Here is a 19,127-nt window from a genome sequence, read left to right on the forward strand (position 1 = left end):
CGTCCAGCAGGCCGCCCCCGCGCCCTCCTGGCTCCGCCAGCACGCCGGACAGCTCGTCGCGGCTGGCGGGGCCGGGGCCCTGGTCGTCGCCGTCCCGACGAGGAGTCGTGGTGACGGCTTTGGCATCACGCATGTCCGTGATCAGCTTGGTCACCTGGCTGGGTTTGTAGACGGTCTCCAGGAGGGTGAACGCCTTGAGTTCCGCCACGGTGAGGCCCTTCGGTGCCGCCGCGATGTGCTCCAGCAGGATCCGGCGAAGAGGACCTGTGTGGGGCTCGAGTTCGAGGGCGAGCTGCTGCTGCTCGCTGTCCTTGGGGTCGCGATAGCGGACCCCGTGGTCGCGGTCGACGCTCCACATGGCCTCCTTCATCTTCTCCAGGCCGCGCTCATGGCGGGTTCCGAAGATCAAGTAGAGGACATGGTTTCCCTCATCGACCATTTCGAAGAAGAGCGTGTGGGTGAAGCCGGCTCGACGAAGGCTCTCCCGGTACTGGTCGCGGAGGAAAGTGAACTTCTCGTTCGACGGCTGATCGAACACTGCGTGCCACTCGGTGCCTCCGAAGGCGGCGTCCCCTGCCCTCCTGTGGTTCTCGTTGGCCTCGCCGAACCGGGTGAGGAAGGCCGGCTGGAAGGTGACCATCACTTCCGTGCTGCGGTGCTTCCCGAGTTCCTGCAGCAGACTGAACGGGATGTCAGGGCCGCCGTAACTGTCGAGGAGGACGAAGAGGGGCTTGCCCAGAGAGCCCTGGAGGCGAAGTTGTTCGAGTAGCGTGGGGTGACACTCGCCGTAATGCGTGTTTACGCGGAGGCGTCGGCTGACGTCGGCCGAGTGGTGTTCGCGCGCCTTGTCGAGTTGGCTCCGCAGCTCGGATTCCCGCCGCTCGTCTCCCTCGACCAGCACCATACGAATACGTCCGGAGCGGTGTTGCAGCGCCTTGGCGAAGGCTTCGAGCGCAACCACGGGTGAGCCTGGCTCGCCCTGCGAGTATACGCCGGGGCCGGAAAAGCCCTCTGCATAGGTGATGGTGGCATGGCGCGACAAGAGAATGGGAGCCCAGGGCTCGAGGTACTTCCTCAGCAGGTTGTGCTTCGCTGCCGTATGCGGGTCTCTGTCCCACAGGACGGTCTTGGGTACCGCCATACCGTGCTCCCCCCACCCCTGGTGATTACAGACTTGGGGCAGAGGATCACACGGCGTGTCCGCCAGCGTCAGTAGCTCGGTCGGGATTGGCCAATATTCGGCCGTCAGGAAGCCAGAACCGGAACCCGCGTCGGCATCTCGCTCCAGATCTGGCCTTCGAGTTCGCGACCGCCAGCCTTGGGAGTGCGCCCGCCCCACTGCTTGAAGAAGAAGGGCACCCCAGCTGCACTGCACAGGTCACGAATGTCGAGCAACCACTCCTCCTCGACCGGCCGATGGCCTGGTCCGGACTCGCCTCCGGCGATCACCCACCCGATGCCATCGAGATTCAATTCCGCGAGAGGCCCCAGAAGAGGCTCGCACGACAGGAACCGAACGGCCGCCGGGACTGCCCGCAGGTCGTCGACGCGATCGAGTTGATCTCCGTTCTCGACGGACACGCCCATCCACAGATTGGAGGGCCAGTCCAGACGATCTGCGATCCGACGCAGGCGCAGGCTCCGCTTGGTCAACAGCTGATAGGTGTGCTGGGGGGTCGAGGCGATCACCTCGAAGACCTGCCGCACGAAGTCAAGCGGCACCCTGGCATGGAAGAGGTCGCTCATCGAGTTCACGAAGACCATGCGCGGCGCCTTCCACTGCAGGGGAACATCGAGGGCGTCCGGATGGATGGTGAGCCCGAAACCTGGTCCGGACGTTCGGGGGTCGCCATCGTTCTGGTACTTCGAGGCGCCCATCAACTTCAACCGACGGGAGAGCGTCAGCGCATAGCAGTTGTCGCACCCGGGCGTGACACGGTCGCATCCGGTTGTCGGGTTCCAGGTGGCCTCGGTCCACTCAATGGCGCTTCGGTCACTCATGCCTGCCCTCCCTGGGTGAAGCGGCGAGCAGCACCTCACGTGCGCAACGTGCGCTTCGATGACTTGCACAACGAGTGGCGCGCCGAACTGGCACGCGATGGGCCCATCATTCACGGACCGCGGGCGCCCCGCATAGTGGTTCACCTTGATAGCTGGCCGAAAACTCCTTGATGCAGGGAGAGTTGCGGTGAGCTCTGGGGAATCCTTGGTCTTGGGCGCAGGAGGTCTCCGCCCCCGCTACCCGTTGCGAAAGGAGCGGTTACCCCATGTTGCACAGCACCGGCCTCTCGGACGCGTATGAGCACTGCGGCTTGATCCTCGACTTTGCTGGGGTGCTCACCGCCAGCCCCACGGAGGTCCACCGGGCGTGGTGCGTGTCCGAGGGGCTGGAACCGGGGGCGTGGCGTTTCACCCTCAACGATCACCCCGAAGGCCGGCGACTCTACGCTGCGTTGGAGGTTGGGGAGATCGGGCAGGCCGAGTGGAACGAGGGCACGGCCGCGCTGCTGGGTGAGCACCTGGACCCCGTGAACCTGATGGGGCGGGCCTGGGTCGACGTTCCTCCGGCGCGTCGGATGATTGCGCTGGCCCGGGCCGCGCGGGCCGCCGGCCACCGGCTCGCGCTGCTGTCCAACAGCTTCGGGCTCGATCCGTTCAACCCGTACGAGCACGTGGGCATCTGGGACCTCTTCGACGTGCACGTCGTGTCGGAGCTGGAGGGACTGGCGAAGCCGGACCCAGCGATCTACCGGCTCGCACTGGAGAGGATCGGGCTGCCTGCCGAGCGGTGTGTGTTCGTGGACGATCACGAGGCGAACCTGCCACCGGCGGCCGAGCTGGGCATCACGACCGTCCACGTGACCGGCGAGGACACGGCTGTGGCCGAGTTGGAAGCTCACTTCGGCGTCACCGCGGTCCTCGCCTCGTGAGCCTAGCTGAGGGCTTGAGCCGGGATTTCGGCTCGCGGATCAGAGCGGGCGGTACGCGGCGAACTGCCAGGGGGTTCTCGCGGCGGTCACGAAGGCAGTGGGGCCTTCTGGGAGGTGGGTGAGGACGCCCAGAAGGAGGGTGTGGGAGACGGCCAGGAGGGGGCCGTGGCGGCCGGCGGTGTGGTGGAGGAAGGCGGCGCAGTGGCGGGCGCGGGTGTGGAGGTCGGTGAGGCTTTCTCCGTCTTCGCAGCGTAGGGAGGGGTTGGCGAGGCGCCGGGCTCGCCATGCGCGGTAGGCCGGCGGGTACGTCTCGGCGGTGCGGCCGAGGACGATGCTCGGGGCACGCCATTCGGCCAGGAGGCCGGAGGTGGCCACGATGGGCAGGCCCGTGAGGTGCGAGACGAGGGTGGCGGTCTGGCGGGCGCGGGGGATGGGGCTGGTGACGATCGCGGTGATGCCCTCGGGAAGGGGTAGGGAGCGGCGTACCTGGTCGCGGCCCTCCTGAGTGAGGGTGGCCTCGTGCGGGGCGTGGTAGCCGGGGCGGTGGCCTTCGTAGGCGCCGTGGCGCATGAGCCAGATCTCAGGCAAGGATCCAGCCTCCGTCGACGCGCAGGGTCTGGCCGGTGATGAAGCCGGCGTCGTCGGTGGTGAGGAAGGCGACGGCGGCGGCGACGTCGTTCGGGCGGCCTCGGCGCTGGACGCACTGGCGGGCAATCTGGCGGACGGTCATGGCCTCCGGGTCGTCGACGACGGTGTCCTCGGCGGGTACGCGGATGGAACCGGGGGCGACGCAGTTCGCGGTGATGCCGGCGGGGCCGAGTTCGCGGGCGAGGGCACGGGTGAGTCCTTCGAGGCCTGCCTTGGCGCTGATGTAGCCGGAGAGGTCGTGGCGGCCCGCCGTGGCCAGGACGGATCCGATGGTGATGATCCGGCCCCAGCCGGCGGCCGTCATGGCGGGGGTCAGCTCATGTGCGAGGAGGTAGTGGCTGGTCAGGTTGGTGGCCAGGGCCTCGTTCCAGTGGGCCGGCGTGGTCTCCGGCCACGGTCGGCGGGGATAGGCGCCGGCGTTGCTGACCAGGATGTCGATCGGGCCGAGTGCGTCGCCGGCCTGGTGGCAGAGCGTCTGTACGGCCTCGGTGTCGCGGAGGTCGGCTGCCAGGGAGATTGCGGTGCCGCCGCTGTCGGTGATGTGGGTGGCGAGCTGGGTCGCGGCCTGGTCGTCGCTGAAGTGGGCGAGGGCGACGGTGGCGCCGTCGGCGGCGAGGCGGCGGGCGATGGCCGAGCCGAGCCCGCCGGTGGCTCCGGTGATGAGGGCGGTACGGCCGTTCAGGGGGCCGGGCATGGCGACTCCAGCGGGCAGAAGTAGGTGGTGGGGTCGAACGTGGGGCTCATCGCCTCGGCGAGCCGGGCGAGCAGGACGAGCCGGTCCTCGGGGGCCAGGTCGGCCAGGTTGTAGACGCCGAGGATGCGCATGGCCAGGTAGGGGCGGAGCAGGTTAGCCAGGTCCGACCCTGGCCAGAGGCGGTCCGCGACCGGCCGTACGAGCTGGGTCCAGTACGCGGTCACCGCGGCTTGCCGGGGAGCCGAGAGGTGCGGGGTGTAGTCGATGTGGATGGTGCTGGTGGTGTGGTCGATGTCCGCTCGTCGGAGCTCGGGGGTGTTGGCCGGGACGTGGGCGAAGGTGGCGGGGTGGTCGGCGAAGGCGGTCGGGTGGTACGTGGGCACGAGCCAGCCGCCGAGGGCGGAGGCGTACCAGAGGAAGTTGGCGAACTCGCCGGGGATGCTGTTCATCCCGGCGGTGTCGTAGTCGAACCAGGCGAGCGGGTGGGCGAGGTTGACGTCGGTGGGATCGCCCTGGGTGAGGGCCGCCCAGACCGGCTCCGCGGAGGCGAAGTGGGCGCGGAGCCAGCGGAGGGTCGCGGTCCAGTCCAGGTGGTGCCGGCGGCCGTTGATGTTCAGGGCGTAGGTGTCGAGGCGGGAGACCGGGACGTCGATGAGGCCGTCGGCGAACAGGAAGTCCCTACCGGCGTAGTACGTGTCAAGGCGGCCGCCGGGCGCCGCGCGGTCCCAGTACAGCTTGCGGACGACGTGCGTCGGCTCGGCCGGCCATGCTGTCGTGAGAATGACCTCGCGGTACGCCGCCGTGAGCTGGTCCATGTAGCTGCGGAGATCACTGCTCGGTTCGTCCGCGTTGAGGAGGTCGAGCAGGAGTCCCTGGTCGGTGCCGCCGGGGAGGCGTTCGTACGTGAGCAGGTGCCCGCCCGGCACGCGCAGGTGGGCGTGGAGGGCAGGGACGCGGTAGTGCCGGGACAGGCGGGCGTGGCCGCGGATCTCCTCGCGGGCCTCGGCCGGGTCGCGGGTGTACTTCAGGAGCAGCGGGCGGCCGAGGAGGTCGACGGGGCGGAGCAGGTTGCGGGTGAAGCGCCGTACCGGACCCAGCCGGAGGAGAGGCTGGAAGGTCATGGTCTCACCCCGTTGAGTAGTTCGAGGCCGACCTGGGCCAGCGCGGCAGGCGGGAAGGCGTCCATGTGGATGTTCGTGTCCGGGGCGATGGCGTCGCGGACGGGACAGAGGTCGCCCTGGTGCATGCGGTCGGACAGGGCGGTGGCGACGGCGTGGTGGTGCGGCAGGCCGGTGCGCCATTTGCTGTGGCTGTGGCGGGAGTACAGGCCGATGACGGGCGGGGAGCTTCCGTCCCGGCGGCGGGCCATCGCGGCGAGGTGGGTGAGGCCGGTGTCGTTGCCGACGATGAGGTGGCAGTGCGGGAAGAGGTCGGCGAGGCCGTCGGCCGGCATGCCGTCGATGCGGAGGGCCTGTACGTGGCGCCGGGGAGCTTTTGCGGCGATGCGGAGGCCGTCGCCCGGGTTGCCGCCGATGAGCAGCAGCCGGGCCTGGGCCTGCTGGGCCTCCGCGATGTGCTCGACGAGTTCGATGTAGCGCTGGGCGGTGTAGTCCTTGCGCTCCGGCCAGCTGGTGGCGGTGATGGCGGCGACGGTCAGGCCGCCCAGCCAGCCCACCGAGCGCAGTTCCTCCACGAGGTTGTTCGGACCGGTCGCGAGGGTGGGAGCGAAGGGGGCCGTGTCGGGCAGGCGGATGCCGAGGCGGCGCTCCAGGGCCAGGTAGTGGCGGGTGGGCAGGTCCGGGTGGGCGCGGCCGTCGCTCGACCAGCACGGCGGGGCCGCCGGGTCGAGCACCAGGCTCACCACCGCCTCCGAGCCGTGCGCCTCGATCCCCGCGCGGTCGCCGATCACGGCCCGCCAGCCGCTGGGCGGGGTGGGCTGGGGCTTGGTGATCAGCCCGGTGCGGGCGATCAGCCCCGCGTACGGACCCACCGCCCGGACGGCCACGCGAACCGACCGCAGCCGCAGCCAGTCGAGGACCGCGCGGACTCCCGAAAGCGCGAGGAGGGTGTCGCCGAGCTTCCCCTCGAAGGCCACCACGACCTCGCCGCACCCGCTCAGGCGGTGGACGAGCTCGGCGGAGGCGGCCAGCGGGAGCGGTGCGCCGATGGGAACGCTGTCGCGGTCGTACCCGAGCGGGGTGGTGTGCACGGCCCCGGCGGGGATGACCAGGGAGCCGTGGTGGAACCGGACCCCCGCCGGGGCGACCACGGTCACGCCGCGCCTTCGATCGTGGTGAGGGAGACGAGCGGCAGTCCGAGGTCGGTGAGCAGGTCGCGGGCTCCGCGGGTGGTGTCCTCGACCAGGCAGGCCGCCGCCAGCGGGACGGCGCCGGCCTCGCGGAGGCGGCGGGTGAGGTCGGCCAGCGTCCGGCCGGTGGTGATCTCGTCGTCCACGATGACGATCCGCTGGTCGGGGGCGATGCCATACGCGAAGACGTCGGTGCGCATCGCGTGGGGCTCGCGGAAGCGCACCGCGCCGTCGAGGGGGAGGTGCAGCTTCCAGGCAATCTTGTACGGGAGGTGGGCGGCGCCGGCGAGGGAGATGGTCGGCAGGATGCCGCCGGCGTCCAGGCCGAGGAGGAAGTCCACGGAGCCGAGCCCGTCCGGCACCTGCTCCTGGAGCAGACGCCAGAGGTCGGCTCCGGTGTGGGCGAGGGTGTCGGGGTGGACCGGGTCTTCCAGGCCGTCCAGGGAGTGGATGACGCGCTCGCGGCGGCTCGTGGCCCCGACGCTGAGGCGTTCGACGATCCGGGCGGAGAAGGACGGCACGGCGATGGTTTCGGGCATGGCGAAGCTCCTGTCGGAGGAGAGGGAGGAAGAGCGGAAGGTTGTTCAGGCGGCGAGCTGGGCGGCGTACCAGGCGAGGACCTGGTCGACAGCCGCGCAGACGGGCTTGAGTACGAGCTCGGCCTCGCCGTCGCGCCAGGCACGGGCGATCTCGGCCAGGGAGGGCACCGCGAGGGCGGGAAGGCCCGGCATGCGGGAGGCCGCGACGAGGATCCGGTCGGGTCCGGACTCCCACTGGTTGTGCTCGCGCAGGAGGAGGCGGCAGGCGAGCACGAGGTGCTTGTAGAGCTGCCGCAGAGCCGTCGGTCCTGCATGGGCGCGCAGTCGGCGCATGGTCAGGATGACCTGGGGGAGTTCTCGGACGGCGGCGAACGCCAGATCGTCCCGGCTGATCGTCGGAAGTTCGAGGCCGGGTGCGGCGTGGAGGATGGGGCTGCCCTGCTGGAGCTGGTGGAGGACGAACGCGAGGCGCGGGGTGAGGCGCCGGGCGGTCAGTTCGCCGGGGGTGACGAGGGTGGGGCCGAGGGAGGCCGCACCGCCCAGGGCGGTCCCGTACTGCTCCAGGGCCTCGTGCACCTGGTCGATGGTCTCGTGCTCGGCGATCACGAGGAGGTCCAGGTCGGACCAGCCGGCGATCCAACTGCCCTCCCCGGGGCTGCCGGTCAGGGCGGCGAGCCTTACGCCGGGGCCGTAGGCCCGTACCGCGTCGGTGAAGTCGGCCGTCGCCGAGGCGATGGCGGCCGGCAGTCCCAGCCCGTACGGGGTGGCCACGCGCAGCGCAGTGGCGGTGGGCGGGGCGGCGATGTGCCGGAGGCGGGCGCGGAGGGCGGCGATGCTGCCGGTGTTGTCGATGACGTGGTCGGCGAGTGCGGCGACCTGGTGGGCGCCACGGCTCATCTTGATCTCGTCCTTCACGGCGACGGCCTGGGCCGGCGTCCCGGACCGCTCGACGCGTACGGCGAAGGAGGCGTCCAGGTAGACGATCTGGAGGGTGTCGCCCATGAGCTGCTTGAGCTCGGCCATCGAGGCGTCGTCGTGGACGGACTCGATGGTGAACAGCCGCGTGTCGACGTGGGCGTCCGCGAAGCGGTTCAGCTCGCCGAGCAGCAGTTCTGCCTGCCGACGGGCCGAGAGCGCGTACGGGTCCGCGAGGCCCTCCCGGTGAGCCGCCTGCCGCAGCAGGAAGCCGATCTTGAGGCGCTGGGCACCGCACGTGCGCTGGACGAACTCGGCGCTGGTGCTCTTGCCGCACTCGCTCAGCCCACCGAAGGCGAGGACCCGGCGCAGGTGCTGGCTCGGCTTGATCTCCGCGGGGGCGGCGTCGTCCCGGCCGTACAGCTTGAACCGGGCCGGTACGGGAAGCCGGCGGCGGCCGGCGACGACGTCGGAGACCAGCGCGTCGAGGGCGGCGCACAGCTCCTCCCGCTGGCCATGGAGGGCGGGGACTCGCCGGCGGGCCAGCTCGTCCCGGGCCGCCGCGCGCTCGCTGTGCCAGATCCGCAGCGTCAGCACCGACAGACGGTCGACGACGGAGGCGAGCGTCTCGGTGTGCAGCGGCGCGTCGGCGCGGCCCGCGTCCGCCAGCGAGCCGAGGACCTCGTCGGCCCGCTCGGCCAGGGTGTTGCGTTCGGCGTTGAGCTGGTCGATCTCCCGCTTGCAGTCCGCGACCTGGGTGGCGGAGAGCAGGGCGCCGCGCACCCGGTCCTCGGTGTCCCACAGGCGTCCGTTGACGGTGTGGAGCCGGGTGACGGTGTCGTCAAGGCGGTGCAGGTCCTTGTCCTGGAGCGTGGCTATGGCGCGGGCGAGGCCGGGCGGCAGGACCAGGGGCGGGGAGTTCTGGGTCATCGGGGACTCCCATCAGCGAGGGGGCTGAGGCCAAGGCGATCGACTACGTCGCTGTGTACGTCGTCCAGGGAGCGGTCCTCGCAGTCCACGACCGCGGTGTACGCGCCGTGCTCTGCCTGGTGGAGCAGGACCGCGTGCAGCGTCCTCTGGTAGGCCGGGTAGATCCCGGTCCACGGGCGGCCCTCGCGGGCGCTGGTGATGGCGTAGCTGCGCTCGGCATTGAGGGACGGGAGCAGGAGGATCGAGACCTCCGGTGCTGTGGCTCGCGAACCGGCGATGCCCGTCACGGTTTTGAACGCCTCGCCGACCGTCAGCCCGTCCTTGACCACGCAGGTCGCGGTGGCCACGGCGAGGAGCATGGACAGGCCTCGGTCGAGCAGTCCCGTACGCCCGGCCTCGCGGGCGGCGGCCCGCTTGGCGTGCCCGGCGAGCAGCATCTCGGTCAGCTCGGCCGTCGTAGACGTCTCGAACCACCACCGCCCGTAGTCGCCGGCCGCCGCCAGCGCCCACGGGGCGGGGTCGTGCTCGTGGACCGCGCCCAGCGGCTGGAAGCCGTCCCAGAGCTCGGCCAGCCGTACCAGGTGGGTCGTCTTGCCCACGTTGTCAGGACCGTTGAGGCTGACGAAGTCCGGGACCTGCGCCATCGCTCACGCCTCGCGGATCGGGGTGTCGAGGACGGAGACGATCGCGTCCGTGTTCGCGGCGATGAACTCGGCGAGCTCCGGCGGCATCAGGTTCAGCTCGCGGACGGCCTCGGCGGTGAAGGGCACCCGGACCACCTCGTACCCGCCCCGCTCCGGCTTGGCGAACTCCGTCCCCGTACGCGCGGCCAGGTCCATCGACTCCAGGCGCGCGGCGAAGATGTGCTGCACGCCGACGCCGCCTTCCAGCTCGTCGGTGATCAGGTGGACGAGCTCGGCGCGTTCCAGCTTGCCGCCGAGCTCCTCGAACACCTCCCGGTGCAGGGCCGCCTCGATGGTCGCGTCGTCCGCCTCGACCCCTCCGCCGACGCTCACCCAGTACGGCTCCCTGCCCGGCTTGATGCGCTTGATGAGGACGAGCTCGTCGCCGTCGAGGAGGATGGCGCGGGCGTTGCGTTTGACGATGTCGGTCATGCCGATTGCTCCTTCTGGTGGTGGTACAGGAGAGAACGGGCGGAGGGCCGCCTGGTGGCGGAGGGCCGCCTGGTCGCGCCGGCAGCTCCCCGGCTCGGTGGACCCAGCATGGTGGAGGCCGATGGCGGGGTGTGACGTACGGGTGCTGCAGCAATGCCGCACCACTGCTGAACAAGGCTGGCTACGCTGGGCGTTTCGGCGTTCCACCGGGTGACAGACAGGGGGTACGACGGTGGTCACGGTGCAGCGATGGTCCGGCCGGGAAGCCCGGCTGTTACGCGACGCCCTGCGTATGAGCCTGCGGGACTTCGCCGCCTATCTCGGCGTCAGCGACCGGACGGTGTCGAACTGGGAGGGTGGCGGAGCGAGTTACCAGCCCCGTGCCGAATCTCAGGCCGTCCTCGACACCGCACTCGATCGCGCGTCGAGCGACGCGAAAGCCCGGTTCGCGGCCGCCCTCGGAACGGAGGGTGTTGCTCCGCCCGTCACAGGCCGGATCGAGGTCGACTCCCACAAGTTCCTGCCGGTCTTCATCGGCGTCGAGCACGCCGGCCGGCTCCGCGCACACATGACACCGAGCGCGGACGACCAGTGGCTGGAGTCCTCCTCGGCGCGCGTGGACCACCCCGAAGCGCAGGATTGCGTCCTGCACGTGTTCGCCTGCGGGGTAGCCGTCTTCCACCTCGTCCAGCCGCACGATCCCACCGCGCTCACGGACCTCGCCGTCTGGCGTTATCGCTCCTACGCCTCCGACCTGCCCTGGGCACGGGACAAGCTCCGCGACCTCCTGGACGAGGGCCACACCAGCTTCCCCAACCCCGAGTACGTCCTCTCCCTGTACTGGCTCACCACCGGCCCCTGGACCGGTGACGCCTACGACACCGCACTGCGCCTGCTGTCCACACCCTCCGTCCTGGTCGACCGCGGTGCCCCGGGCGGGCCCGCGCCCCTGGACGGCACGGTCGAGGAATCGCTCCTCACCACCGGCTTCGACCACCCGGACATCGTGTCCTTCGGCGTGCGGGGAGTCTCCACCGCCTACGCCGGCTGGTCCGGCGTCGCGTACGCCTCCCACTCCCGCGAGCGCAGCCTCACCATCGACGAGCTGGTCACCTGCGAGCTGACCGTCCAGGCCCTCTGGTGCTTCACCCGCCAGATCCAGCAGATGATCGAGGACGGCCAGGACCCCTCCATGCCCGAGCAGTACGGCTGGCGGTTCCTGCGCGCCGCCTACTCCCGGCTCACCACCGCCCGAGCCCAGGAGACCGCGCAGCACGTCCTGATGCGGGAGGCCATCATGAACACCAGCGGGCTGGCCGAACGGCTGCGCGCCGCACAGGACGCTCTACGCGAGAGCGTCGGGTGAGAACACGGGGCAGGAGACAGCGGATGGACATAGGCAGCGCCGCGCTGGTCGTGATCGACATGCAGAACGGCTTCGTGAACCACCACAGCCGCCACGCCGTTCCCGCGGTCTCCGACCTGGTCGCCCAGTGGTCCGCCGCCGGACGGCCTGTGGTCTTCACCCGGTACTTCAACTATCCGGACAGCCCCTACGAGCGCTTCTTCCAGTGGCGTCGGCTCCAGGAACCACCCGAGACCGACATCGTCCCCGAGCTCGCCAACGCTGCCGCCGACGCGCACGCGGTCGTCGACAAAACCGGGTACACGCTCCTCACCCCGGAGGCCGCCGAACTGATCCGCCGGGCCGGCTGGACCGACCTCGTCTTCTGCGGGATAGCCACCGAGAGCTGCGTCCTGAAGTCCGCCGCCGACGCCTTCGAGTACGGCTACGCGCCCTGGATCGTCACCGACGCCTGCGCCAGCGACGCCGGCCCCGACGTCCACGACGCCGGCCTCGTCGTCGCCCGTCGCCTGATCGGAACCGGCCAACTCGTCACCACCGACCACGTGATCGGCCAACTCGCTGCGTACGCCGGGACCCCGGTGCTGGAATAGCCCCATGGCCGACACGCTGTACGACACCGACCTGATCATCATCGGCGGCGGCCCGGCCGGCTGCGCCGCTGCCCGCATGGCCGCCAGCGTCGGCATGCGCTCGATCCTGATCGAGCCGGACCGGCTGTGCCGCAACCTCTACCGGATCCCGGCCCTGAACAACGTCCTCGGCGGCTACACCAGCGGCCCCGAGCTCGCCGACGCCGTCGTCGCGGAGCTGAAGAACACGGAGCTGTGCCGCCTCGAACTCGGCAGACACGTCACCGAGCTCCGCGCCGACGACGACCGGGTGACCATCACGCTCGACACCGGCACCCGTCTCACCGCCCCGTACGCAATCGTCGCCACCGGCGTCGGCCCGCTCCAGCCCCGCGACGTCGCCTGGATCACCGCCCCTGACGGCTTGACCCTGCCCCCGCTCTGGCAGGCCGAGGCGGACGACGCCGAGGGCCGCACCCTCCTCGTCCTCGGCGGCGACCGCCCGATCGGCACCTTCCTGCGCGCTCACCCGACCACCGACACTCGCCTGCTCGTGGCGTACCCGGCGGCCGACGCGTACAAGATCGAGGAGATCCGCGAGGACCCTCGGGTCACGCTCCTTCCCGTGGAGCACCTGACGCTCCGGACCGGAAAAGGCATCGCGGTGTCGGTGGAAGCGGTGGGCCGGAACGGCGAACGGCAGGCGATCATGGCGGATGCAGTCCACCTCAGCATCGGCAATGCCCCGACCGCCCCGTCCGGCGACCTGACTCGCGGTCTGGACGGATACTGCCCGCCGACCGATCAGCACCCCCGCCTCATCGTGGCAGGCGACCTCCGCTCCGCCCGCTTCCAGCGGATCATGACTGCCATGGGCTCCGGAAGCGAGGCCGCACTGCACGCTTACTACGCGGCCAGGGAACTTCTCGCCAAGGGCTGAGACCACGTCGGCGGGATGCGACGACGATGGCATTCAGAGGGGAAGCTCCGCGATCAGTGAGGCTGGGGTGGCGATCGGGCCGGGAACCGGAGGTATCGAGGTACGGCGTCTGGGGACGGACCGGTTCACTTCCCACCTCAGCGGCAGATCGAAGGTCCGTGTGTATGGACGTCTCACTCCGGCGACGGGTGAGGTGCTGGTAGGCAGCGCTGCTGGCGTTGTGACCTGCGGGGACCATGGACAAGTGAGCGAGAACCGAAGGGCTTGGACGCCATGACAGAGAAGACCTCCCACGACTCGGGCGATGCGAATGGAGCACCGGTCATCCTGAGCAACGAGCCCGGCTCGTTCGCCTGGGCCGTGCTGGCCAAGCGCCACCCCGCCCTCATCCAGCAGGTACGAGACGCCTTCCCGTTCGGCCGCCAGCAGCACGAGGCACTCGATGCCCTGCTGGACGAGATCACCAACGGCGTCATCGAGCCGCTCGCCCCCGGGGAACACGACCGTCAGCGCTGGGCGGACCGGGGACAGGAGCACTTCGGACGCTCCTGGTACGACGCCCCGTTCCTGTGGGCGGAGAGCTACTTCTACCGCAGGCTCCTCGGCGCGGTCGGCTACTTCGGCACCGGGCCGTGGCAGGGAGTCGATCCGTTCGCGCCGTTCAAACGGGCCGAGCTGCGCGGCGAGGCCGTGGAGGAGGAACTACGGTCCCTGGACGCGCTCGCGAGCGCTCCGGCGGACGAGCGGGCTGCTGCCCTGCTCCACGCGTCGCTCTGGGGCAACCGGGCAGACCTCGGCTTCCGCGTCTCGGCGGGAGAGCCGGCGGCCGGTGACACCGCTGCCTCCGCGCTGGTGGCCGACGACAGCGCCTTGTTGTGGCAGCTGCTGCCCGTCGGGGGCTCCTCGACCGTCGCCGTGGTGGCGGACAACGCGGGGCGCGAGCTGATCCCGGACCTGATCCTCATCGATCACCTCCTCGAACAGCGGCATGCCGAACAGGTCGTGCTTCACCTCAAGCCGCATCCCTATTACGTCTCCGACGCGATGACGGCCGACGTCGTCGACTGCCTCCGCCGCCTCACCGAGGCACCCGGCGAAGCCAGTGCGATCGGAGGCCGGCTGTGGAAGGCCATGGCAGCAGGGAGCCTGGAGGTCCGCACCCACCCGTTCTTCTGTGCTCCGCTGCCGTACGAGGACATGCCCGAGGACCTCCGCGGCGAGTTCGAGAGCGCCACGCTCACCATCTTGAAGGGAGACCTCAACTACCGGCGCCTGGTGGGCGACCGGCTGTGGGACGCCAAGGCGTCCTTCGCCGATCTCACCGCGTACTTCCCGGGGGCCGTCGCAGCGTTCCGGACCCTGAAGTCCGACGCCATCGTCGGTTTGGAGCAGGAAGTGCTGGACGGGCTCGAACGGTCCGGGGCTGCCTGGCGTACGAGTGGAACGCACGCGTTGATCCAGGTGCGACGGTAGGGGATCTTTGGTGACCACCGAGGCCCAGAGAGGAGTCGCCGCTGCTGTCGTCGTTCGGGGCGAGCGAGTCCTGCTCGTGCGGCGACGTGTGGCGGAAGGGGCGCTCTCGTGGCAGTTCCCGGCAGGGAAGATCGAATCCGAGGAGACTCCCGGGGAAGCCGCAGCACGTGAGACCGAGGAAGAGACCGGGCTCCTGGTGGTGCCCCAGAGTGTGCTGGGACAACGGGTGCACCCCATGACAGGCCGGGAGATCCACTACATCGCATGCCGCCCTGTCGGCGGCCAGGCGGTCGTGGCGAGTGCTGATGAGGTGGCCGGCCTGGCCTGGGCCACGCACGGCGAGATCCCGCAGTACGTGCCGTACGGGTTGTTCGGGCCGGTGCAGAACTACCTCGATAAGGCTCTGCTCTCGTGAGTTCCGTCGCGTCCTTGAAGGGTGAGGTGCGCGTTGTCGTTGTCGGGGCTGGAGTGGCAGGGCTCACCACCGCTGTCGTCCTGGCCGAGGCCGGAGCGGTGGTGCACGTGATCGCCGAGCAGGTGCCGGGCGTCACCTCGCTGGCGGCCGGGGCGATGTGGGGGCCGTACCTGGTCGAGCCGAAGGACAAGGTCGACCAGTGGGGGCAGCGGTCCCTGGAGATCTTCCGCAAGCTGGCGGAGGACCCGTCCACGGGCGTCCGGCTCACCAGCGGCATAGAGGCGTCCCGCGCGGCCGAGGCACCACCGGACTGGGCCACCACCCTGCCCGGCTTCCGGCCGTGCGAGCCGGCCGAACTGCCGGCCGGGTTTTCGGCCGGCTACCGGTTCACGGTGCCGCTGATCGACATGCCCACCTACCTCGCCTACCTCCTGCGCCGGCTCGACGCCGCTGGAGGAACGGTCGAGCGGCGGCGCCTGGTCTCGCTTGCGGACGCCGGCCCCGCTGCCTTGATCGTCAACTGCACGGGCCTGGGTGCCAAGGATCTGCTCCCGGATCCTGGCGTTCGTCCCATCCGCGGCCAGCACGTCGTCGTCACCAACCCCGGGCTGACCGAGTTCTTCTCCGAGGACACCGGCCCTTCACAAGACCTGCTGTGCTTCTACCCCCACGGCGACACCGTCGTCCTGGGCGGCACCGCTATCGACGGTGAAGGCAGCCTTGCCCTCGACGAGAAGGCGGCAGCCGGAATCCTCGCTCGCTGTGTCGAGGTTGAACCCTGTCTCGCCAAGGCCCGTGTCCTGGAGCACCGGCTCGGCGCCCGGCCGACCCGGGCTATGGTGCGCGTGGAGACAGAGCGGGCGGAGGACGGCACCGTGGTGGTGCACAACTACGGGCACGGAGGTGCCGGCGTCACGCTCTCGTGGGGCTGCGCCGAAGAGGCTGCGAGCTTCCTGGCCGCCGACAGGGCAGACAGGCCCTGAAGGACCAGCCGGAGATGCCTTCCCGCACGTCCGCCTCACTCGCATTACGGGCGACACCCACCAGCTGATCGGCGCCCTGGGCGGGTGCCTCCGACACGAACGGCAGCCGCGGATGATCCCGGCTGCCGTTCGTGTTGTGCGAGGTTCCCAGGCCAGCCTGCTGTCGGGTCGACCGGTGCTACGGGCTCAGGTGCCTGGGGCTGGTGTTACTGCCCGTCGGGGACGAACCCGTTCATCACGTAGGCGAGGCGCTCGATGTCGGAGGGGCCACCCTGTGGCCGGTGGGTGATCACGTCTCCGAGCGTGAAGTCCTCGTTGGGCTGGTCGTCGTACGGGGCCAGGACGATGTTCAGTCCGGCAGCTCCCACTTTCTTCTGGATCTCGGTGTCGATGAGGAGACGGACCTCGAGGGTTGCTTCGAGCTCGTCCCGGTTGGCCAGGAGGACGGTGGCCTGTTCCTCGTCGGTGAAGGGGCGGCCGTCGTAGTGGGAGAAGGTGCCGGTGTCGGGACGGAGCCGGAAGTCGGTGTCAACGAGCAGGGTGAAGACGTCGGCGCGGAGGTAGGAATCGGTTTCGGGCAAGGGTGTACTCCTCACATGGTGGGGTGGGTGCTGATAGGTCCATGGTGCGGAGAATCCCCGGTTAGGCTAACCGGGGATTCTCGGCTATGTTGCGCCGCTCGACCTGCGGCTTAGCGTCGTCGGACGGGGCCGTTTGTGGTGCCGGCTCCCAGCGCATCGGCTGTCCCTGGCACGGCAGAATCACGTTGGAGGCCGGCAGCGGTCACGTACTCGGGATACGAGTCGGCGGGCAGATCGGCCATCCTCCGTACGCGCCACACCAGTACGTCGCTGACCGACTCTGCGGTGCCCAGCTCGCGGCGTCCTGCCACGCGGGCAAGAAGGTCGGTGGAGATGTGGCCGACGGCCTCGGCGTCAGCGAGTGTGGCGGCGAGGGACGGCCAGCCGGGCTCAGCCAGTACCTGCTCAGCCAGCTCCGGCATCGCCGCCCGCACGGCGTCGGCCTGTCTTTCCAGCAGTGGGCGGGCGAGGTTCCGACCGCGCTGGTGGAGGACGGCGAGCGGCTGCTCGGCGGCGACCCGGTAGGCGCCACGTAGGTGCTCGGCGGCCCGGTGGGCTGCGTCGGCCTGTTGGGCGTGGCCCTTCCTGGCGTGCCAGTGCGCGACGGCGGTGATCAGGAAGAGCAGCATGTCGATCGCCATGGCCGTGGCGGCGCCGTCCTCGCCGCGGCCGAGGGCCGGCCCGCTGCGGACGAGTTCGCGGGCGGCCTGCCGCAACGCCTGGTCGTGTCCGCGTGCGGCGCGGATGTGGGAGCGGGAGGCACGCTCGAATGCCTCGGCAGCCTCTCGTAGTTGGTCGCGGGTGTAGGCGGCGGAGGTCTTGGCGAGCGCGTCGAGGACCTCTCCGGCGGCGCTTATGTGCGCGGAGGCGACGGCGTCCTCGCCGTTGTGGACGACGAGGACCGCATCTGAGAGCGCAGCTGCTGCATGCCGACGTGCGGCAGACGGTGCCATCGGCCCGGGAGCCGGTGGAGACTCGGACTGGTCCATGGACCAGCGTTCGCGGATCCGGGGCAGGGACAGGTCGGGGGCGAGGCGGGCGCCAGGGTAATAGACGGGCTCGCCGTCCTTGTTGCGGTCGTCGGGCAAGGCGACCTTGTAGCCGAGCAGGTCGCCCGAGGGGGCGACGCGCTTCTTGACCAGGAGGCCGGCGGCGGCCAGACGGTCGAAGAACTCCTCGTCGCCGGTCGCGCCGGCCACGGCTCGTCGTACGGTCTCCCGGAGTTCCTCGCGGGCGGTGCGCTCGCGGCCCTGACGTTCGGCCTTGTGCCGTTCGGCGCTGGTGGGCCGCTGGGCGGCGGTGCCGTCCCCGGGCGCGACCTGGTGCAGGCCGAGTTCCTTCTCGATGAGCCGAGCCTCGGCCTGGGCGCGTTTGCCGGAGCGGAAGTCGTCGGGCCGGGTGCCGTCCTCGCACACGAGGGTGGCGACGATGTGGATGTGGTCGTCCGCGTGCCGTACGGCGGCCCAGCGGCAGCCGGACTGTCCGTCGCCGGGGTCGATGCCGGTGGCGGCGACGATCCGGCGGGCCACCTCGGCCCACTCCTCGTCGGACAGCATCCGGTCGCCGGGCGCGGTGCGGACGGAGGTGTGCCAGACGTACTTGGCGGGACGGGCGTGCTCCGGCAGCGCCTGGACGGGCTGGTCCAGGAGCTGCTGGAGGGCCTTCAGCGTGGTGTTCGGGTCGCGGCCGGGGTCGGGGGCCATGCCGTCGAACGAGGCGACGAGGTGCGGGTCGACGTGCTCCTCGCGTCTGCCGGGGCCGTAGAGGTAGGCGAGCAGGCCGATGGTCCGGTCGCCGGGCGGGTTGATGCTGGGGATCACGCCGCCTGCCGTCGTTCGAGGATGCTGGTCGCGGCGGCGTGCACGGCGTCGGCGGCCCGCCGGACCGCTGCGGTGGAGGCCTCCAGCTGAGGTGTGTCCGCGCCTGAGTTGAGGGCCTTCACAGCCTGGTTGAGGTTGCTGCCAGCCCAGCCGAGCTTGCGCCGGCTGTCGAACAGCGCGGTGAGCATGTCGCGCTCGGTGGCGATCTCAGCGCTGGTGCGGCCGAGGTCGCGGGCTGCGGCGAGGGCGGAGCGGGCGAGGAAGCCGGCGACGGTCAGATGGCACTGGGCGGCGGCGGTGGCGACGAGCGCGTACTCGTCGTCGTTGAAACGGGTCGAGTGCTGGTGATGACGCTTCTTCGCGGGCGGCTGACGCGGACGCTGACGGGCACGGCGCTCGCGACGGCGGAACTTCGGCTTCTCCTCGCTCCCCGGCTTCGATCCGCCCCCGGTCGAAGCCTCCAGGACCTGCGCCCCCTGGCGCAGGTCCTCTCCCGCCCCTTCGGGGGCGGGTACGGCGGAAGCACTGCTTCCGCCCCAACTTGCTCCGCCCGGGGCAGGGCCGGTGGGCACCTGCGGCGGTGCGGGCCAGTCGTTCGGCTGAGGCGGGATTGTCGAGGCAGGGATGGGGTGCTGCGGGGCGGGTGCCATGTGGGGATCCTTCGGTGGGGCGGCGGGAGGGGAAGTCCGTGCTTCGTGGATGTCTCGACGGGGCTGGAGGCTGTCCGGCAAGGTGGAGGGGACGAGCCGGTCGGTCCGGGTTGGGGCCGCCGAGGCGCACGGTTCCTCCCCGGCCGTCCGTCACCTGCGTGACCGACCTGGGGGTCCAGTACCTCCTGCTGCCCGCCCTCTGCCTCGCCCTGCCCAGCGCCGCCGTCCTCGGCCGCTACCTCAAGGAC

20 protein-coding genes are annotated in these 19,127 nt (G+C 70.5%); 7 read left to right on the forward strand and 13 right to left on the reverse strand.

Features of this window, described 5'->3' with window-relative positions:
* The coding region (locus AB0C99_RS37330) for a three-Cys-motif partner protein TcmP (RefSeq protein WP_362484592.1) at positions 1-1,141 on the reverse strand (1,141 nt) is incomplete at its 3' end.
* A gap of 104 nt (positions 1,142-1,245) precedes the next feature.
* Complete coding sequence (locus AB0C99_RS37335; RefSeq protein WP_362484594.1) at positions 1,246-2,001, reverse strand: phage Gp37/Gp68 family protein; 756 nt, start codon at positions 1,999-2,001, stop codon at positions 1,246-1,248.
* A 266-nt stretch (positions 2,002-2,267) separates the two neighbouring features.
* On the opposite strand from AB0C99_RS37335, the gene AB0C99_RS37340 reads away from it, so the two are divergent.
* Positions 2,268-2,930, forward strand: a complete 663-nt coding sequence (locus tag AB0C99_RS37340) for an HAD-IA family hydrolase (protein ID WP_362484596.1) — start codon at positions 2,268-2,270, stop codon at positions 2,928-2,930.
* A gap of 39 nt (positions 2,931-2,969) precedes the next feature.
* Here AB0C99_RS37340 and AB0C99_RS37345 read toward each other — a convergent pair whose 3' ends face one another.
* From AB0C99_RS37345 to AB0C99_RS37380, 8 genes are read right to left on the reverse strand one after another with little or no spacing between them, the layout of a single operon-like run.
* A complete protein-coding gene (locus AB0C99_RS37345; RefSeq protein ID WP_352241985.1) occupies positions 2,970-3,518 on the reverse strand; it encodes a histidine phosphatase family protein in 549 nt (182 codons plus the stop codon).
* Positions 3,511-4,272, reverse strand: coding sequence for an SDR family oxidoreductase (locus tag AB0C99_RS37350; RefSeq protein ID WP_225800479.1), 762 nt, complete (start codon positions 4,270-4,272; stop codon positions 3,511-3,513). Before AB0C99_RS37350 ends, AB0C99_RS37345 begins: the two co-directional genes overlap by 8 nt.
* Complete coding sequence (locus AB0C99_RS37355; protein WP_362484598.1) at positions 4,257-5,393, reverse strand: hypothetical protein; 1,137 nt, start codon at positions 5,391-5,393, stop codon at positions 4,257-4,259. Before AB0C99_RS37355 ends, AB0C99_RS37350 begins: the two co-directional genes overlap by 16 nt.
* Positions 5,390-6,547 (reverse strand): glycosyltransferase family 9 protein, encoded by a 1,158-nt coding sequence (locus AB0C99_RS37360; protein WP_362484600.1) that lies wholly within the window; start codon positions 6,545-6,547, stop codon positions 5,390-5,392. The genes AB0C99_RS37355 and AB0C99_RS37360 overlap by 4 nt, the downstream gene beginning before the upstream one ends.
* Positions 6,544-7,119, reverse strand: a complete 576-nt coding sequence (locus AB0C99_RS37365) for a phosphoribosyltransferase (RefSeq protein ID WP_362484601.1) — start codon at positions 7,117-7,119, stop codon at positions 6,544-6,546. The genes AB0C99_RS37360 and AB0C99_RS37365 overlap by 4 nt, the downstream gene beginning before the upstream one ends.
* 45 nt (positions 7,120-7,164) lie before the next feature.
* The gene (locus tag AB0C99_RS37370; RefSeq protein WP_362484603.1) at positions 7,165-8,964 is read right to left on the reverse strand and encodes a DUF4254 domain-containing protein; all 1,800 of its coding nucleotides are present in this window, start codon (positions 8,962-8,964) and stop codon (positions 7,165-7,167) included.
* Entirely contained in the window at positions 8,961-9,608 is a 648-nt protein-coding gene (locus AB0C99_RS37375; protein WP_362484604.1) for a hypothetical protein, read from the reverse strand. Before AB0C99_RS37375 ends, AB0C99_RS37370 begins: the two co-directional genes overlap by 4 nt.
* Positions 9,609-9,611: 3 nt before the next feature.
* Complete coding sequence (locus AB0C99_RS37380; RefSeq protein WP_362484605.1) at positions 9,612-10,079, reverse strand: NUDIX domain-containing protein; 468 nt, start codon at positions 10,077-10,079, stop codon at positions 9,612-9,614.
* Between the two features lie 292 nt (positions 10,080-10,371).
* On the opposite strand from AB0C99_RS37380, the gene AB0C99_RS37385 reads away from it, so the two are divergent.
* The 6 genes from AB0C99_RS37385 (at position 10,372) to AB0C99_RS37410 (ending at position 15,828) form a co-directional block, all read left to right on the forward strand.
* Positions 10,372-11,445: a hypothetical protein gene (locus AB0C99_RS37385; RefSeq protein WP_362484607.1), complete on the forward strand. Its 1,074-nt coding sequence runs from the start codon at positions 10,372-10,374 to the stop codon at positions 11,443-11,445.
* A gap of 23 nt (positions 11,446-11,468) precedes the next feature.
* On the forward strand, positions 11,469-12,038 hold the full coding sequence (locus AB0C99_RS37390; RefSeq protein WP_352241993.1) for an isochorismatase family cysteine hydrolase: 570 nt from the start codon (positions 11,469-11,471) through the stop codon (positions 12,036-12,038).
* 4 nt (positions 12,039-12,042) lie between these two features.
* Positions 12,043-12,957, forward strand: coding sequence for an FAD-dependent oxidoreductase (locus AB0C99_RS37395; RefSeq protein ID WP_362484609.1), 915 nt, complete (start codon positions 12,043-12,045; stop codon positions 12,955-12,957).
* 273 nt (positions 12,958-13,230) lie between these two features.
* Positions 13,231-14,430: a damage-control phosphatase ARMT1 family protein gene (locus AB0C99_RS37400; protein ID WP_362484611.1), complete on the forward strand. Its 1,200-nt coding sequence runs from the start codon at positions 13,231-13,233 to the stop codon at positions 14,428-14,430.
* 10 nt (positions 14,431-14,440) lie between these two features.
* Positions 14,441-14,845, forward strand: coding sequence for an NUDIX domain-containing protein (locus AB0C99_RS37405; protein ID WP_362484612.1), 405 nt, complete (start codon positions 14,441-14,443; stop codon positions 14,843-14,845).
* The gene (locus AB0C99_RS37410) at positions 14,842-15,828 is read left to right on the forward strand and encodes an FAD-dependent oxidoreductase (protein WP_362484614.1); all 987 of its coding nucleotides are present in this window, start codon (positions 14,842-14,844) and stop codon (positions 15,826-15,828) included. The genes AB0C99_RS37405 and AB0C99_RS37410 overlap by 4 nt, the downstream gene beginning before the upstream one ends.
* Before the next feature lie 206 nt (positions 15,829-16,034).
* Here the strand turns inward: AB0C99_RS37410 and AB0C99_RS37415 are convergent, their stop codons facing one another.
* The 3 genes from AB0C99_RS37415 to AB0C99_RS37425 form a co-directional block, all read right to left on the reverse strand.
* Positions 16,035-16,409, reverse strand: a complete 375-nt coding sequence (locus tag AB0C99_RS37415; RefSeq protein WP_362484616.1) for a hypothetical protein — start codon at positions 16,407-16,409, stop codon at positions 16,035-16,037.
* A gap of 110 nt (positions 16,410-16,519) precedes the next feature.
* Positions 16,520-18,229: a mobilization protein gene (locus AB0C99_RS37420; protein WP_362484618.1), complete on the reverse strand. Its 1,710-nt coding sequence runs from the start codon at positions 18,227-18,229 to the stop codon at positions 16,520-16,522.
* Positions 18,226-18,879 (reverse strand): hypothetical protein, encoded by a 654-nt coding sequence (locus AB0C99_RS37425; protein WP_362484619.1) that lies wholly within the window; start codon positions 18,877-18,879, stop codon positions 18,226-18,228. The genes AB0C99_RS37420 and AB0C99_RS37425 overlap by 4 nt, the downstream gene beginning before the upstream one ends.
* Between the last annotated feature and the right edge of the window lie 248 nt (positions 18,880-19,127).

It is taken from the genome of Streptomyces sp. NPDC048659, assembly GCF_040650575.1.
GTDB lineage: Bacteria > Actinomycetota > Actinomycetes > Streptomycetales > Streptomycetaceae > Streptomyces.

Bases quoted from the DNA above. Each gene is read 5' to 3' on its own strand.
- AB0C99_RS37335 (WP_362484594.1), bottom strand. From the start codon at position 2,001: ATGAGTGACCGAAGCGCCATTGAGTGGACCGAGGCCACCTGGAACCCG.
- AB0C99_RS37340 (WP_362484596.1), top strand. From the start codon at position 2,268: ATGTTGCACAGCACCGGCCTCTCGGACGCGTATGAGCACTGCGGCTTG.
- AB0C99_RS37350 (WP_225800479.1), bottom strand. From the start codon at position 4,272: ATGCCCGGCCCCCTGAACGGCCGTACCGCCCTCATCACCGGAGCCACC.
- AB0C99_RS37355 (WP_362484598.1), bottom strand. From the start codon at position 5,393: ATGACCTTCCAGCCTCTCCTCCGGCTGGGTCCGGTACGGCGCTTCACC.
- AB0C99_RS37365 (WP_362484601.1), bottom strand. From the start codon at position 7,119: ATGCCCGAAACCATCGCCGTGCCGTCCTTCTCCGCCCGGATCGTCGAA.
- AB0C99_RS37370 (WP_362484603.1), bottom strand. From the start codon at position 8,964: ATGACCCAGAACTCCCCGCCCCTGGTCCTGCCGCCCGGCCTCGCCCGC.
- AB0C99_RS37375 (WP_362484604.1), bottom strand. From the start codon at position 9,608: ATGGCGCAGGTCCCGGACTTCGTCAGCCTCAACGGTCCTGACAACGTG.
- AB0C99_RS37380 (WP_362484605.1), bottom strand. From the start codon at position 10,079: ATGACCGACATCGTCAAACGCAACGCCCGCGCCATCCTCCTCGACGGC.
- AB0C99_RS37385 (WP_362484607.1), top strand. From the start codon at position 10,372: ATGAGCCTGCGGGACTTCGCCGCCTATCTCGGCGTCAGCGACCGGACG.
- AB0C99_RS37390 (WP_352241993.1), top strand. From the start codon at position 11,469: ATGGACATAGGCAGCGCCGCGCTGGTCGTGATCGACATGCAGAACGGC.
- AB0C99_RS37395 (WP_362484609.1), top strand. From the start codon at position 12,043: ATGGCCGACACGCTGTACGACACCGACCTGATCATCATCGGCGGCGGC.
- AB0C99_RS37400 (WP_362484611.1), top strand. From the start codon at position 13,231: ATGACAGAGAAGACCTCCCACGACTCGGGCGATGCGAATGGAGCACCG.
- AB0C99_RS37425 (WP_362484619.1), bottom strand. From the start codon at position 18,879: ATGGCACCCGCCCCGCAGCACCCCATCCCTGCCTCGACAATCCCGCCT.